The 15143-nt window shown below is 71.7% G+C and carries 15 protein-coding genes; 7 read left to right on the top strand and 8 right to left on the bottom strand.

Annotated elements, in window-relative coordinates; genetic code table 11:
• Positions 1-6: 6 nt before the first annotated feature.
• The 3 genes from ACIPEP_RS15660 to ACIPEP_RS15650 are packed head-to-tail and all read left to right on the top strand — an operon-like array spanning position 7 to position 3132.
• Positions 7-1311 (top strand): ABC transporter substrate-binding protein, encoded by a 1305-nt coding sequence (locus ACIPEP_RS15660; RefSeq protein WP_402717775.1) that lies wholly within the window; start codon positions 7-9, stop codon positions 1309-1311.
• Entirely contained in the window at positions 1295-2254 is a 960-nt protein-coding gene (locus ACIPEP_RS15655) for a carbohydrate ABC transporter permease (protein ID WP_070416479.1), read from the top strand. The genes ACIPEP_RS15660 and ACIPEP_RS15655 overlap by 17 nt, the downstream gene beginning before the upstream one ends.
• Positions 2254-3132, top strand: coding sequence for a carbohydrate ABC transporter permease (locus ACIPEP_RS15650; protein WP_258027681.1), 879 nt, complete (start codon positions 2254-2256; stop codon positions 3130-3132). The genes ACIPEP_RS15655 and ACIPEP_RS15650 overlap by 1 nt, the downstream gene beginning before the upstream one ends.
• Positions 3133-3174: 42 nt before the next feature.
• Here the strand turns inward: ACIPEP_RS15650 and ACIPEP_RS15645 are convergent, their stop codons facing one another.
• Positions 3175-3807, bottom strand: a complete 633-nt coding sequence (locus ACIPEP_RS15645; protein WP_402717774.1) for a TetR/AcrR family transcriptional regulator — start codon at positions 3805-3807, stop codon at positions 3175-3177.
• 49 nt (positions 3808-3856) lie between these two features.
• Here ACIPEP_RS15645 and ACIPEP_RS15640 point away from each other — a divergent pair, with 49 nt between their 5' ends.
• Positions 3857-4813 (top strand): zinc-binding dehydrogenase, encoded by a 957-nt coding sequence (locus ACIPEP_RS15640; RefSeq protein WP_402717773.1) that lies wholly within the window; start codon positions 3857-3859, stop codon positions 4811-4813.
• Between the two features lie 169 nt (positions 4814-4982).
• Here ACIPEP_RS15640 and ACIPEP_RS15635 read toward each other — a convergent pair whose 3' ends face one another.
• Entirely contained in the window at positions 4983-5195 is a 213-nt protein-coding gene (locus ACIPEP_RS15635) for a cold-shock protein (protein ID WP_070419121.1), read from the bottom strand.
• A 14-nt stretch (positions 5196-5209) separates the two neighbouring features.
• Positions 5210-6319: a fatty acid desaturase family protein gene (locus ACIPEP_RS15630; protein WP_402717772.1), complete on the bottom strand. Its 1110-nt coding sequence runs from the start codon at positions 6317-6319 to the stop codon at positions 5210-5212.
• Between the two features lie 168 nt (positions 6320-6487).
• Here ACIPEP_RS15630 and ACIPEP_RS15625 point away from each other — a divergent pair, with 168 nt between their 5' ends.
• Positions 6488-7525: an LLM class flavin-dependent oxidoreductase gene (locus ACIPEP_RS15625; protein ID WP_402717771.1), complete on the top strand. Its 1038-nt coding sequence runs from the start codon at positions 6488-6490 to the stop codon at positions 7523-7525.
• Between the two features lie 23 nt (positions 7526-7548).
• Here the strand turns inward: ACIPEP_RS15625 and ACIPEP_RS15620 are convergent, their stop codons facing one another.
• The 4 genes from ACIPEP_RS15620 to ACIPEP_RS15605 are packed head-to-tail and all read right to left on the bottom strand — an operon-like array spanning position 7549 to position 11504.
• Positions 7549-8472, bottom strand: coding sequence for a S1C family serine protease (locus ACIPEP_RS15620; protein WP_402717770.1), 924 nt, complete (start codon positions 8470-8472; stop codon positions 7549-7551).
• Positions 8473-8488: 16 nt separating this feature from the next.
• Positions 8489-9478 carry a VWA domain-containing protein gene (locus ACIPEP_RS15615; RefSeq protein WP_402717769.1) on the bottom strand — a complete coding sequence of 330 codons (990 nt, stop codon included), beginning with the start codon at positions 9476-9478 and terminating at the stop codon, positions 8489-8491.
• On the bottom strand, positions 9475-10389 hold the full coding sequence (locus ACIPEP_RS15610; RefSeq protein WP_402717768.1) for a DUF58 domain-containing protein: 915 nt from the start codon (positions 10387-10389) through the stop codon (positions 9475-9477). Before ACIPEP_RS15610 ends, ACIPEP_RS15615 begins: the two co-directional genes overlap by 4 nt.
• A complete protein-coding gene (locus ACIPEP_RS15605) occupies positions 10386-11504 on the bottom strand; it encodes an AAA family ATPase (RefSeq protein WP_402717767.1) in 1119 nt (372 codons plus the stop codon). The genes ACIPEP_RS15610 and ACIPEP_RS15605 overlap by 4 nt, the downstream gene beginning before the upstream one ends.
• A 139-nt stretch (positions 11505-11643) precedes the next feature.
• Between ACIPEP_RS15605 and ACIPEP_RS15600 the strand changes: the two genes are divergently transcribed.
• Positions 11644-12432, top strand: coding sequence for a response regulator transcription factor (locus tag ACIPEP_RS15600; RefSeq protein ID WP_402717766.1), 789 nt, complete (start codon positions 11644-11646; stop codon positions 12430-12432).
• A complete protein-coding gene (locus ACIPEP_RS15595) occupies positions 12429-13700 on the top strand; it encodes a sensor histidine kinase (protein ID WP_402717765.1) in 1272 nt (423 codons plus the stop codon). The genes ACIPEP_RS15600 and ACIPEP_RS15595 overlap by 4 nt, the downstream gene beginning before the upstream one ends.
• Positions 13701-13712: 12 nt before the next feature.
• On the opposite strand, the gene ACIPEP_RS15590 is transcribed toward ACIPEP_RS15595, so the two are convergent.
• Positions 13713-15086, bottom strand: a complete 1374-nt coding sequence (locus ACIPEP_RS15590) for an MFS transporter (RefSeq protein ID WP_402717764.1) — start codon at positions 15084-15086, stop codon at positions 13713-13715.
• Between the last annotated feature and the right edge of the window lie 57 nt (positions 15087-15143).

Here is a 15143-nt window from a genome sequence, read left to right as displayed (position 1 = left end):
AGGACCATGCCGACCCGACCACCCACCCAGCTGGCCCGACGCGGGTTCCTCGCGCTGGCCGGCATCTCGATGGCCGGCGCTCTCGCCGCCTGCGCCGGCCAGGGCACCGCTGCCCACGGCGGCACGAAGCACATCCGCCTGTCGACCTGGAACATCCCGTCCGACATCACGAGCTACCAGCAGATCGCCGACGAGTTCGTCGCGGCGCACCCCGGCACCAGCGTCGCCGTCGAGGTCACCACGGGCCAGTTCCACCAGTGGTTCATCACCCGGCTCGCCGCGGACCTCGCGCCCGACGTCATCCGGATCACCCCGCAGCAGATCGGCCGGTACGCCGCGAACGGCAGCCTCGTCGACATCTCCGGCTCGATCCCGAAGGACTACCAGCAGGACTACAGCACGCCGTTCTGGGCGATCGGTGCCCGGGACGACGGTGTGTACGGCGTCTTCCAGCACACCGACAACTTCATCACCTACTACAACCGCGAGGTCATGGACCGGATCGGGGTCACCCCGCCGGAGAGCCTCGCGGACGCGTGGACGTGGGACGAGTTCCTCGACGTCGCGAAGGAGGTCAAGCAGGTCACCGGCAAGTACGCGTTCGGGTACGGCTGGTCCGCGCCGGAGACCGCCTACCGGTGGCTGCCGTTCGTCTACCAGAACGGGGGTGCGTTCCTCGGCGAGGACGGTGCCACCCCCTCGATGGACACCCCCGAGGCGATCGACGCCCTGGCGTTCGGACGCAAGTGGTACGCCGACGGCCTCGCCACCACCGGCAACCTGTCGAAGAGCGGCGGCGGGGACGTCTCCCGCAACCTGTTCCTGACCGGGCAGATCGGCATGATGCTCAACAACCCGGAGTCGATCGTGCAGCTCGACACCGACATGCGGGACAACTGGGGCACGGCGCCGATGATCCGGAACGTCGGTGAGGCGAGTGACCTCGGCGGCAACGCCCTCGCCGTCACGAAGTCGAGCAAGCACCCCGAGCTCGCGGCCGAGCTCGTCGCGATGATCACCTCGCGGCCGAAGATGCAGCAGTTCTGCCACGACGGCAACTGGCTGCCGGCCCGCGAGTCCCTCGACGCGGCGGCCATCGGGTACGCCGCGAACTCGGACACCATGCAGCGGTTCATCGACCAGGGGTCGACCATCCCGCTGTCGATGGTGAAGGCCGAGAGCGGGCAGTACTTCTCGTCGCTCAACGCGGTGTTCGCCGACTACCTCGACCTGTGCCTGCTCGGGCAGCTCAGCCCGAAGGAGGCCTCGAGCCAGATGATGGAGGCGATGCGCAGTGTCACTGCGAACTGAGACCGCGCCGGTCCGGACCACGGCGTCGACCGCCCCGCCGACCGGTGGGCTCCCCGTCGGTGGTGCCGCACGACGACGCCAGGGCCGGTTCGTCCCCTGGGTGTTCGTCGGCCCCGCGGCGCTGCTGTTCCTCGGCTTCTCGCTCATCCCGATCGTGACCGCGATCGCCCTGAGCTTCCAGGACTCGAGCACCTCGCTCGGCGACGGCACCTGGGTCGGCGGGAAGAACTTCGTCGACATGGGCTCCGACCCGTTGATCGGGACGGCGCTGCGGAACACGCTCGTCTTCACGATCGGGACCGTCCCGACCGCGATGGCGATCGGCCTCGCCCTGGCGGTGGCGCTGAACCGACCGCTGCCCGGGCGTTCGGTGTTCCGTGCGCTCTTCTTCGTGCCGATGGTCGCCGCCGGCGTCGTGGTCGGCGTCATCATGTCGTGGATCTTCAACGGTGACTACGGCGTCGTGAACAACCTGCTCGAGGCGCTCGGTCTCGGCCGCGTGCCCTGGCTGACCGCGCCCGGCTGGGCGATGGCGACCCTGGTGATCGTCGTCGTGTGGACCCGGATCGGGTTCTGCATGGTGATCTACCTCGGCGCGCTGCAGTCCGTGCCCGCCGAGCTCAAGGAGGCAGCCGCGATCGACGGCGCCTCGCGGTGGGTGCGGTTCCGGACGATCACGTGGCCGCTCCTGCGACCGACGACGTCGATCCTGCTCATCCTCAACGTGGTGTTCTCGCTGCAGGCGTTCGACGTCATCTACGTGATGACCGGCGGCGGCCCCGGCTTCTCCACCACGGTGCTCATCCAGTACGTGTTCCGGTCCGCGTTCATCGACGCGCGGATGGGGTACGCCGCGGCGCTCGGGCTGGTGCTCGTCGCGATCCTGCTCGTGTTCACGCTGCTCCGGCAGCGGGCCAACAAGAAGGCTGAGGAGGCCATCTGATGGCACTGTCCGTTGCGGGGTCGACCCGCGCCTCCCGTCCGACCGCCGCGCGGCGGAAGCCGCGCCCGGGCCGCTGGGTGCTCGTCGCCGGACTCACCGCGCTGGCGATCCTGATGGTCTTCCCGCTGTACTGGATGGTCGTCTCCGCGCTCACCCCTGGCGGCCAGTCGCAGAGCGGCACGTTCTCGCTCTTCCCGACCCGGCCCACCTTCGAGAACTACACGCAGGTGTTCAGCACGCAGCCGGTCTGGCGGTGGCTCGGGAACTCCGCGCTCATCACCAGTGTCGGCACCGCGCTGAGCGTCGTCGTCTCGCTGATGGCCGGGTACGCCCTGGCGAAGTTCCGGTTCGTCGGGCGGGGGCTGCTCTACTCGGCGTTCCTCGTCACGATCATGATCCCGATCCAGGTCACCCTCGTGCCGAGCTTCCTCGTCGTCGCGAAGATCGGGCTCGTCGACTCCCCCTGGGCGGTCATCCTGCCGACGGTGTTCGACGTGGTCGGGATCTTCATCGCCCGGCAGTTCATGCTCGGGGTGCCGGACGCCCTGATGGAGGCCGCGCGGCTCGACGGCGCCGGCGAGTTCCAGACCTTCTTCCGGGTCGTGCTGCCGACCTGCGGTCCCCTCGTCGGGGTGCTCGTGATCCTCGGGTTCATGACCCGGTGGAACGACTTCCTCTGGCCGCTCGTCGTGCTGCAGGGCAACGAGAACCTCACCGTGCCGGTCGCGCTGTCGACGCTGACGAACAACCCGGCGTTCAGTTCGCCGTGGGGTGCAGTGATGGCGATCGCCACCGTCACGGTGCTGCCGCTGCTCGTGGTGTTCCTGGCGTTCCAGCGGCAGTTCGTGCAGGGCATCGCCTCGACCGGGATCAAGTAGGCCGCGGGCGCGCGGGCGTACCTGGTCGGGACGGCAGCACGGTCAGACCGCGGCGCGGAGCACGGCCCCCACGACGCGCGCGGGCTCGGGCAGCCGCTCGTTCGTGGCCGACGCCCGGAAGGAGTCGAGTGCGAGCGCGGCGAACCGCCGCGCGGCACCGAGTCGCTCGGCCGGGTCGTCCCCGCCCAGCCCCCGCGCCGCGAGCAGCACGAGGAGCAGGTCGTCGACGACGAAGTCCGGCCGCAACCGTCCCGCGGCCTTGGCTCGCAACGCCAGGCCCGCCATCGCGTGCAGGAGCTCGGCGCGGTGCCGGGCGAGCCGGTCGGACACCTGGCCCGCGGCGACGAGCGCATCGACGAAGCCCTGGTTGCGGGCGTTCAACTCGACGGTCCGCTCGACGACGGAACGCAGGCCCAGCCAGGGGTCCGGGTGCGCGGCACCCTCGAGGACGATGCTCCGGCAGAGCTCGAGCTCGTCCTCGAACGCGGCGTCGACGAGGTCCTGCCGGGTCGGGAACCGCCGGTAGAGCGTCGCCGGCCCGACCCCCGCGTGCCGGGCCACGTCACGCATCGTCACGTCGAGGCCGCGCGCGCCGAACAGCTCGCGGGCGGCCTGCAGCACGCGGTCGCGGTTCTCGCGCGCGTCGGATCGGAGGTGAGACGTCTCGTCGGTCATCGCTCCCACTTTAGTCAAGTGGACGCGGGCGTCCGTTAGCGTCGCGAGCATGCACGCAGTCACCATCCAGTCCTTCGGTCCGCCCGACGGCCTCGTCCCCACCGAGCTCCCCGAACCCGTCGCCGCGCCCGGCCAGGTCCTCGTCGACGTCGAGGCGATCGGCGTCGGCGGCGTGGACGCCGTCATCCGGCGCGGGACGATCGCGCGCCCCGGACTCGAGCCCGGGTACGTCCCGGGCAGCGAGGTCGCCGGGCGCGTCGTCGCCGTCGGGGACGAGCGGGACGTCGACTGGCTCGGCCGCCGGGTCTGGGCGTTCACCGGCGTCGGGGGCGCGTACGCCGAGCGTGTCGTCGCCGGGACCGGGGACCTCACACCGCTCGAGAACGGGTTCGACGCCGTGGACGCCGTCGCCCTGGGGTCGGCCGCCCCGGTCGCCCGGTTCGCGCTGGCGCACGCGCACCTCGCTCCGGGCGAACGGGCGCTGGTGCGCGGAGCCGCCGGCAGCATCGGGATCGCCGCCGTCGAGCTCGCCGCACAGGCCGGTGCCGCGGCGGTCGCGGTGACGACGGGTTCGGCCGAGCGAGGCGACCGGCTGCGCGGGTTCGGCGCCACCCACGTGCTCGACCGGCAGGGCGCGGGCGACGGGCCGGAGTCCTACGACGTGGTCATCGACGTCGTCGGCGGCCCCGCGATGCCCGCGTTCATCGACCGTCTGGCACCGAACGGTCGGCTGGTCCTCGTCGGCGCCGTGGCCGGCATGCCGCCGGCGGACTTCGGCGCGCACCTACTCCGCGGCTTCCAGCAGTCGCGGTCGGTCGCGACCTTCAGCCTCGACTCCGTGCCGCGGGACGCCCTGGCGTCGGCGCGGGCAGAGCTGTTCCGCGCGGCCGCCGCGGGGACCCTGTCCCCGGTCGTCGACGCGGTGCTGCCGCTTGCGGAGGCGGCGGAAGCGCACCGCCGCATGGACGACGGCGAGGTCTTCGGACGGATCGTCCTGACGCCCTGATCCCGGCCATGGAAAGACGGGAGGCGCGGTGCCCGCGGGCCCCCCCCCCCCCCGCCCCCCCCCGGCCCCCCCCCCCCCCCCCCGGCGCCCCCCCCCCCCCCCCCCCCCCCCCCGCCCCCGCGGCGGGGGCCCCGCGCCCCCCCCGCCTCCCGTCCGTCACCTGGTGACGTCAGCCGCGGATCACGGAGATCTCGTCGGCCTGCGGACCCTTCTTGCCGGGGCCGACCACGTAGCGGACGTGGTCGGTGTCCTCGAGCGAGCGCAGGCCCGTCGACGCGACGATGCTGGAGAAGTGGGCGAACAGGTCGTCCGACCCGTCGTCCGGGGTGATGAAGCCGAACCCCTTGTTGTTGTCGAACCACTTGACGGTTCCGGTGGGCATCAGAGCCACCCCTCTCAGTGGATGCGCAGTTGCGCGACCATCGGGCAGGCGAACGGGTCACGAGCGGCGAGCCCGACCCGGTTGAGGTACCGGACGACGATGCCGTACGAGCGCAGCAGGGTGGTCTCGGTGTAGGGCACGTCGAGCGTGTCGCAGTGGTCGCGGACGAGCAGGCGGGCCTGCTTCAGCGCCGGACGCGGCATCGACGGGAACAGGTGGTGCTCCACCTGGTAGTTCAGGCCACCCATGAGGAACGAGACCCACCAGCCACCGCGGATGTTGCGGGAGGTGCGGACCTGGCGCGAGAAGAAGTCGACCTTGGCGTCGTGCGCGATGGTCGGCATGCCCTTGTGGTTCGGGGCGAACGAGGCGCCCATCATCACACCGAAGACGGCGAGCTGGACGCCGAGGAACGCGCAGGCCATGCCGAAGGGCAGGAACCAGAACACGATCGTCAGGTAGATGCCGAAGCGGGCGACGAGCAGGCCGGCCTCGAGCCAGCGGTGCTTCACGTCGGCCTTCGTGCCGTTGCCCGTGACGATGCTCATCACGGCGTAGCGGTGCAGGTTCAGGCCCTCGAGCGTGAGGAGGGGGAAGAACAGCCAGCCCTGGAAGCGCATGAACGTCGTCATGAGCGGGCCCTTCACGGACGCGGCGTCCTCCGGCAGGAAGCGGATGCCGTCCGGCGCGATGTCCGGGTCCTTGCCGACGGTGTTCGGGTTGCCGTGGTGGCGGGTGTGCTTGTTCATCCACCACGAGTAGCTGAGGCCGACCATGAACGTGCCGAGCCAGCGGCCGGCGTGGTCGTTCCACTTCTGCGAGGCGAAGACCTGGCGGTGCGCGGCCTCGTGCGAGAGGAACGCGAACTGCGTGAAGAGGACGCCGAGGGCCCCGGCGACGATGAGCTGGAACCACGAGTCGCCGAGGAACGCGAACGCGACCCAGGCGAGGGCGAGGGTGCCGATGAGGGCGCCGAACAGGGACCAGTAGAAACCGGTGCGTCGGCGCAGGAGGCCGTTGTCCTTCACCTGCGCCAGCAGCGCGGAGTAGGTCGAGGTGCCCTTGCGGGGACCGGTGGCGGGACGGGTGCGGGTGTAACCCGGCGCGAGCGGAGTGGTGGTCATGAGGACCGACCTTCCGTTACGGATCGGTCCTTCAACCAATGCGAGTGAGTTCACGCGTTTGCGCTTGGCGCGACACTAGGGGCGGAACATGCGTGTTCGCCTGGGAGTCCGGTTTGCGTCGGTCCGTCTGCCACGATCTTCCGTCGGTCCGTCTGCCACGATCGACGCATGCCTCTCGACGGACGTCCCCTCGAACGCCTCGGCTTCCTCACCATCGGGTCGTTCGACCCGGCACGGCCCCGACTCGGTCACGAGGAGACCCTCCGGGTCATCGAGCGCGCCGAGGCCCTGGGCTTCGACAGCGCGTGGTTGCGGCACCGGCACGTGCAGCACGGCATCTCCTCCCCCGTCGCACTGATGGCCGCCGCCTCGCAGCGGACCTCCCGGATCGCGCTCGGGACCGCCGTCACACCGATCGGCGCCGAGAACCCGTTCCGGCTCGCCGAGGACCTGGCGACGGTCGACGTGCTCCTCGGCGGTCGTCTCAACCCCGGTTTCTCCTCCGGCACCCCGATGCACTACGACCTCTACCGGGACGCGCTGTACCCGGACACCGCCGAGCAGGAGGACTTCGGCGATGCCCGACTCCTGCGCTTCCGTGACCTCGTCCGGGGCGACCCGGTCGTCGAGGTCGCCGAGCAGCGCGGCATCGAGGAGTTCGCCACGACCGTCCAGCCGCAGAGCCCCGGCCTCGCCGACCGGCTCTGGTACGGCACGGGCAGCACGCGGTCAGCGGTGTGGGCGGCGCAGAACGGCTTCCACCTGCTCACCTCGAGCGTGACGCGGAGCGAGATCGGCACGGACTTCGCGACGAACCAACGCGCCCAGGTCGAGGCGTACCTGGAGGCGCACCCGTCGCCGGCGACCGCCCGTGTCTCGCAGGGTCTCGTCGTGATCCCCACCGACACGGCGACACCGGAGCAGGAGGCCCGGTACCGCGCCTACGTCGAGGGTCGGGCGGGTCGCGTCGGGGTGCCGATGGGGCCGGGGAAGCTGCTCTTCGCCGCCGACCTGGTCGGGACGTCGGCCGAGATCGCTGATCGGCTGCGCGCGGACGCCGGGTACCAGGTGGCCACGGAGGTCGCCTTCGCGCTGCCGTTCTCGTTCGAGGCGGAGGACTACGCGCAGATCATCACGGACATGGCGGAGCGGGTCGGGCCGGCGCTCGGGTGGGTGCCGGTGGCTGGGGCGCCGCACGGTCGCTGACGCCGTCACTCGCTGGCCTGCGGTCACCCGTTGATGATCTCCGTCGCGATCCGCGCGGCGTCGTCGATCGGGATCGCGAAGCCGATGCCGATGTTCCCGGAGCGGTACCCGAGGGTCGCGATCGAGCTGTTCACGCCGATGACGCGGCCGTCGAGGTCGACGAGTGGCCCGCCGGAGTTGCCCGGGTTGATGGAGGCGTCGGTCTGCAGGAGCGGCTGCGTCGACCGTTGCGAGGTGCGGTCGAGTGCGCTCACGATGCCGGACGTGACGGTGCCGTTGAGTCCGAGCGGCGATCCGACGGCGATGACCTGCTGGCCGATGCGGAGGTCGTCACTGACGCCGAGCTCGACCGCCGGGACGGCGAGGCCCTGGGCTTCGACGACGGCGATGTCGCTGTCCTCGTCGCCGCCGAGGACCCGGCCGGGGACCGCGCTGCCGTCGGGCAGCACGAGCGACACGCGTTCGGCGCCGTCGACCACGTGGTGGTTCGTCATGACGTGACCGGCATCGTCGATCACGAACCCCGAGCCCGACCCTGAGGTCGTCCGCACCTGGACCACGCTGCGGAGCATCCGCTGCGCAGCGGCCTCGGCATCGCCCTGCGTCGAGGTCGCGGACGGCGCCTGTTGCGTCTGTCGCAGCACGGTCGGCGCGCTGGTCGCGTCCGGGGCGACGAGGAGGGCGCCGGTGGTCCCGGCGGCTCCGCCGAGCGCGATCGCGGCGACGAGGATCCCGGCGGACCGCCGCCGTCGCCGCGGGCGCAGCTCGCCGGATCCGGTCGCGTCGGCGGGGGCCGGCTGCGGCTCCGGGATGGCGGGGAAGGCGGACGGGAGGCGCGGTGCGGGGGTGCGGCGCGCCTCCCGTCCGTCCTGTGGCACGTCGGGTGACCCGGCGACCCAGGTCTGCGGCCCGCGGGGCCGTCCGATGCCGTCTGGCTGGTTGGTCATGGCCTGTCCTTGTCGGTCAGATGATGCGGGAGGACCAGCGGAGGGAGAACGCGCCGGCGACGACGGCGAGGAGCAGGCCGAGCAGCGCCAGGTACGGCGTGATGTCGACGGGTTCGACGTGCCAACCGATGGAGGATCCGATGTCCTGGTAGACGTTCCGGAGCTCGTCGGTGCTCTCGGCGCGGTAGAACCGACCGTCGGTGTCGTCGGCGAGTTGCCGGAGCGTGGTCTCGTCGACGGGCACCGACTGCTGTCCACCCCAGAGGTCGGCGACACCGTCGGCGGTGCCGTAGGCGATGGTGGAGACCGGCAGTCCGGCCTCGCGGGCGGCCTGTGCTGCTGCGGAGGGGTCCCGGCCGGCGGTGTTCGCACCGTCGGAGAGCAGCACGAGTCGTGCGGGGACGCGCTCGGTCTCGTCGCCGGCGGACGGTGTCGGCGACGGTCCTGCGGCCGCTCCGTCGGCACTGATCCGGTCGACCTCGTCGACGGCCTCGAGCACGGCTTCGCCGATCGCGGTCCCACCGCCTCCGTCGTCCATCGCGGCGATCGCGTCGCGGACCGCTTCGTGGTCCTCGGTCGCCGGTGCGATGACCTCGGCACCGCCGGCGAAGCTGATCGCGCCGACGTTGAAGGTCTCGGGCATCTCGGCGACGAACTGCTCGGCGGCGGACTTCGCTGCCTCGAGGCGGTTCGGTCGCACGTCGTCGGCCTGCATCGACCCCGAGGTGTCGATCGCGACGATGACGGTCGCGCGTTCGTAGGGGACGCGGATGTCGACCTGGGGTTGCGCGGCGGCGACGCCGAGGCTCCCCAGCCCGAGCAGGACGAGCGCGGCGGGCAGGTGCCGACGCCAGCGAGGGCGCTTCGGTACGAGCTTGTCGAGCATCGGCAGGGTGGCGAACCGGACGGCGTAGCGCTGGCGGCGGCGTTGCACGAGCACGTACGCGATCGCGAGCGCGGCGACCGGGATCAGTGCGAGCAGCAACCACGGGGTGGTGAAGGTCATCGGGTCCTCCGGGCTGGTCGGGTGGGGGTGCGGTGCCGACGGTGGACGAAGCGGGTGAGGACCCGGGCGAGGTCGTCGTCGGTGCGGAGCACGAGGTGGTCGGCGCCGGCGCTGCGGACGGCCGCCGCGGTCGCCGCCCGGTGCGCGGCGGCGCCTGCGGCGTACGCGTCGCGGATGCGGCGATCGGAGGTGGAGACCTCGCGCTGGGCGCCGGATTCGGGATCGGTGAGCAGCACGTCACCGACGTCCGGGAGTTCGAGTTCCCTCGGGTCGACGGTCTCGACGACGATGACGTCGTGCCGGGCGGCGAGCTTCCGGAGCGGTCCTTCCCACCCGAACGGCCCGGACGGCTCCCCCGTGGGGTCGAGGAGGTCGGAGACGACGACGCGGAGGCCACGTCGGGGCGCCTGTGCGGCGAGCCGGGTGAGCGCCGCGGCGAGGTCGGTGGCGGAGACGCCGTCGCGGTCGTGGTCCGGGGCGCGGAGCATCCGCCGCGCGGCGATCCGTCCGGGGCCGGGAGCCTGCCACCGGACCCCGTCCCGTCCGACGAGGCCGACGCCGACCCGGTCGCCGCCGCCTCGCGTGAGCAGTCCGACGGCCGCGGCGACCCAGGTGGCGACGTCGGCCTTCTCGCGGGTCGTGGTGCCGAAGGCCATGCTGGGGGTCCGGTCGACGAGGACCCAGGTCTCGAGCGCGTGCTCGGCTCGGGTGAGCCAGACGTAGGGCTCACCGGCGCGGGCGCTGGCGTTCCAGTCGATCCGGCGGACGTCGTGGCCCGGCTGGTACCGGACGAGTTCCTCGGCGTCGCTGCCGGTGCCGACCGTGAGGCCCGGGTGGTCGCCCTGGAACGCACCGTCGATGCGCCGTCGGACGGTGAGGTCGAGGCGCCGGAACGCGAGCTCCTCGGTCATCGGCGGCCGCCGTCGTCGGACCGCGCCGCCGCGCGGTCGGTGGCGGGAGCGGCCGCGGCGGGGGGCTGCGCAGCTGGGGGGTACTGCGTTCCGTCACCCGCCGCGACCGCGTTCGGGTCCCCGGCTGTCGCGACGCGGGGCTGCGGCACGACCTGCAGCACGGTGTCGACCGCGGTCCGGGGGTCGACACCGTCGGCGACGGCGTCGAAGGTGAGGACGAGACGGTGCGCGAGGACGTCCGAGGCGACGTCCGCGACGTCGCCGGGGAGGACGTAGTCGCGCCCGCGCAGGAGTGCGAGCGCCCGCGCGGCGGCGACGAGTCCGAGTGATCCACGAGCGCTGACGCCGTACTCGAGCACGCCGTCGAGCGTGTGGATCCCGTACCGGTGCGGGTGCCGCGTGGCCATCACCAGCTGCACCGCGTACAGCGCGACGGCGTGGTGCACGAAGACCTGCTCCGCCTCCACCTGCAGCCGGCGGACCTCGTCGATCGTCAGGATCTGCTGCGCGACGGGCCGCACGGCGCTCATCCGCTGCACGATGGTGAGTTCCTCGAGTTCGTCGGCGTGGTCCACGTCGACCTTGAGCAGGAACCGGTCGCGCTGCGCCTCCGGGAGCTGGTAGACGCCGTCGTTCTCGATCGGGTTCTGCGTCGCGAGCACCAGGAACGGATCGGGCAGCCGGTGCGTCTGCCCACCGATCGAGACCTGCTGTTCCGCCATCGCCTCGAGGAGCGCCGACTGCACCTTCGCCGGGGCACGGTTGATCTCGTCGGCGAGGACCAGGTTCGCGAAGACGGGACCCCGTTCGACGTCGAACGTCTCGGTGGACGGTCGCCAGACCCGGGTGCCGACGATGTCCGACGGCATCAGGTCCGGGGTGAACTGCAGGCGGACGAAGTCCCCACCGACGACGGTCGCGAGGGTGCGGACGGCCAGGGTCTTCGCGACACCCGGCACGCCCTCGAGCAGAACGTGGCCGCGGGCGAGCAGGCCGATCATCATGCGCTCGACCATCGCGTCCTGTCCGACGATGACGTGCTTCACCTCGAAGAGCGCGCGTTCGAGGACGGCTGCTGCGGACGGGAACGGTGCTGCATGTGCTGCGTCGGTCATGGGGTGTCCTCCTGTCGTTCGGGTGTCCCCACTCCAGCGCGGAGGGGCGAAAACGACGGGAAGCCGGAGCGAAACCCGACCGAAAAGGGTGTTCCGGCAGTCCCTGTTGCCACGCAGCACGCGCGGTTAGGTTCTCTCCATGCGGGTGCTGCTGGTGGAGGACGAGGCCGGACTGGTCAGTGCACTCCGTGTCGCCCTCCAGCGGGAGGGCTACGCCGTCGACACCGCGCTGCGGCTGGCCGACGCTCGCGAGAAGCTCGCGGTGACCGAGTACGACATCGTCCTGCTCGACGTCAACCTGCCCGACGGCACCGGGTTCGACCTCGCCGACGACATCCGCTCCGGCCGGCTCGTCGCCGGTCCGTCCTCCCCGTCCGGTCACGAGCCCGGAGGCCCGGCCGACGTCACCGACGTCGGCCCGCGCATCCTCATGCTCACCGCCCGCGGACAGCTCCGGGACCGGGTGCGAGGCCTCGACCTCGGCGCCGACGACTACCTGGTCAAGCCCTTCGCGCTCGTCGAGCTGACGGCGCGGATGCGTGCGCTCACCCGCCGCGCCGGCGAGGCGGCGTCGTCGGTGCTCGTCGACGGCCCCGTCGTCCTCGACACCGCCCGGCAACTCGCCCGACGCGGCGACCGCGAACTCGCGCTCACGCTGAAGGAGTTCGGCGTCCTGCGCTACCTGCTGGGTCGGATCGGGTACGTCGTCCCCGCCGAGGAACTCCTCGAGCACGTCTGGGACGAGAACGCCGACCCGTTCACGCAGACCGTCCGGGTCACCGTCGGGACGCTCCGCCGGAAGCTCACCGTCGACGACGAAGACCCGGCGATCGAGACCGTCGTCGGCCGCGGCTACCGGCTGCGCGACCTCACGCCTCCGGTCGAGCACGAGGTCCTGGGGTCGCCGGCGGTCGGCTCAGCGTCGTGACCGCGCTCGATCGTGCGCGTCGCGAGTTCGGCGGCCGACGCTTCCTCCGACTCCCGACCTGGGCGCGCACCATCCGGATGCGGCTCACCCTGACCTACAGCGCGGTCCTCTTCGGCATCACGGCCGCAGCACTCGCCGCGGTCTACGTCGCGCTCTCGAGCACGGTCAGCGCCGCGCCCCTCAACCCGGTGACGATCAAGAAGTTCTACAAGACCGCCGACGGCACGATCGTCTACAAGCCCGGCGAGCAGTTCCAGGTCGCCGACCTCGAGACGGTGCAGCGGGCGGTCAACTACGCGTCGCTGCAGTCGCTGCAGACGTACTCGATCGTCGCCCTGGTCGTGATGTTCGCGCTGAGCCTCGTGATCGGGTGGTGGGTCGCGGGGCGAGCGCTCCGCCCGGTGGACGCCATCGCCAAGGCGACGCAGGAGATCACCGCGACGGACCTGTCCCGACGCATCGACGCATCGGGCCCTCCGGACGAACTGCACACGCTCGCGGACACCATCGACGGCATGCTCGATCGGCTCGACAGTGCGTTCCGCGCGGAACGGATGCTCGTCGAGGACGTCTCGCACGAGCTCCGCAACCCGGTGGCGGTCGTGCAGTCGAACGTCGAGGCCGTCCTCGCCGACGACGATGCGACGCCGGAGGAACGCCGCGCCGCTGCGACGGTGGTGCTGCAGTCGACGCACCGGATGACCCGACTGCTCGAGGACCTCCTCGCCACCGCGCGCGCACGCTCCGAGGCGTTCACCGACCGGGACGTCGACGTCGCCGAGCTCGCACGGGCCGTGGCCTCCGAGTACCGCGTGCTGGCGGACCGACGTGACCTCTCCGTGCACGAGCGCATCAACGGTGGCCCCGTCGTCTTCGCCGACCCGGATGCGCTCGCCCGGGCACTCGGCAACCTGTTGTCGAACGCCGTCCGGCTCGCGCCGACCGGTTCGACCATCACCATCGGCGTCGGGAGCAACCGCGGCTGGGCCTGGATCGCGGTGCGTGACGAGGGACCCGGCATCGCCGAGGACGAACGTGCCCGCGTGTTCGACCGGTTCTTCCGGAGTGCCGACGAGACGCATCGTTCGACGGGGACCGGGCTCGGGCTGTCGATCGCACGACAGATCGTCGAGAGCCACGAGGGCCGTCTGCGGCTGACCAGTCGCGCCGGTACCGGGTCGACGTTCACGATCTGGCTACCGGAGCGGGCGCTGCCCGGTGCACCCGCACGGTCGGAGGAGCCACCGACCGGCGACCCGGTCTCGTGATCTCCGACGTGGTCAGCGACGGCTCCCCGCGCGACGACGCGCACGGAGGTCCGACGGCAGCACGAGCACGAGCGTCGCGACGAGTGCGATCGCGAGCATGACCGAGCCGCCGGTGTAGGCGTCCGACACCCGGCCGGAGAGACTCGCTGCGCCGGCACCGACCGCGGTGAGGACCGCGACGCCGAGCGTGGACCCCAGCTGGTGTGCCGTGTTGACCAGGCCGGAGGCAGCGCCGGCGTCCTCGGCCGGAGCGCCCGCGATCCCGGCTGCGGTCAGCGGCCCGAAGCAGAGTCCCTGCCCGATGCCGAAGAGCACGAGCGGGCCGGCGAACCCGGCGAGGTAGCCGACGTCCGGCGTGATCCGACTGAGCCAGAGCACCGCGACGAGGACGACGGCGATCCCGACCGCGACCAGGACCGCGTTGCCGAACCTGCGGGTGAGGCGGGGGACGAACAGCGAGACGGCGAACTGCAGGAGCGTCATCGGGAGGAACGCGACGCCTGCCTGGAGCGCGGTCCAGCCGTACACACCCTGCAGGAACTGCGTCGTGAAGAAGAAGAACGCGATGCCGGTCCCGGCGAACAGCAGTCGGGCGATCGCCGCACCGGATCGGCCGGCGTCGGCGAAGAGGCGGAGCGGCATGATCGGGTGGACCGCGCGCCACTCATCGAGCACGAACACCGCGAGGACGACCACGCCGACGACGATCGGCACGAGGGTCGCCGTCGCTCCCCACCCGCGGTCGCCGCCGTTCACGATGCCGTACACGAGTGCGCCCATGCCCAGGGTGGACGTGATCGCGCCGAGCAGGTCGAAGCGTCCGCGCGTCGGCGCGACCTGCGGGAGGTACCGGACGGCGAGGACGATCATCACCACGGCGATCGGGACGTTGATGAAGAACCCGGCACGCCACGAGACCAACCCGGCGAGCGCTCCCCCGACCACCATGCCCAGGCTCGCGCCCACTCCGGCGGTGGTGCCGTAGAGCGAGACGGCTCGGGTCCGCTCCGGTCCCGCCGGGAACGTCGAGGTGATGAGCGACAGCGACGACGGCGCGACGACGGCCGCGCCGATGCCCTGGAACGCTCGGGCGGCGATGATCCACGCCTCGTTCTGCGCCGTCCCGACGAGCAACGACGCGAGCCCGAACAGCGCGAGCCCGACGACGAACACCCGCTGGCGTCCGAGGAGGTCGCCGGCCCGGGCACCGAGCAGCAGCAGGCCGCCGAAGACGAGCGTGTACGCGTTCTGCACCCACGAGAGCGCCGTCGGCGACAGGTCCATCCCGCGTTGGATCTCGGGCAGCCCGGTGAAGATGATCGAGTTGTCGAGGACGATCATGAAGTAGCTGACGAGGACGATGGCGAGGACGACTGTCCGGTGCACCACGCGTGGGGACGCGGGTCGTGCTGTCGCGGTGGGTGCGGTGTCGGGGGCGGCGGT

This window comes from Curtobacterium sp. NPDC087082 (assembly GCF_044745045.1).
Lineage (GTDB): Bacteria > Actinomycetota > Actinomycetes > Actinomycetales > Microbacteriaceae > Curtobacterium.
The sequence above is the reverse complement of the archived record's forward strand: the minus strand, read 5'-3'. Positions and strand labels throughout refer to the sequence as shown.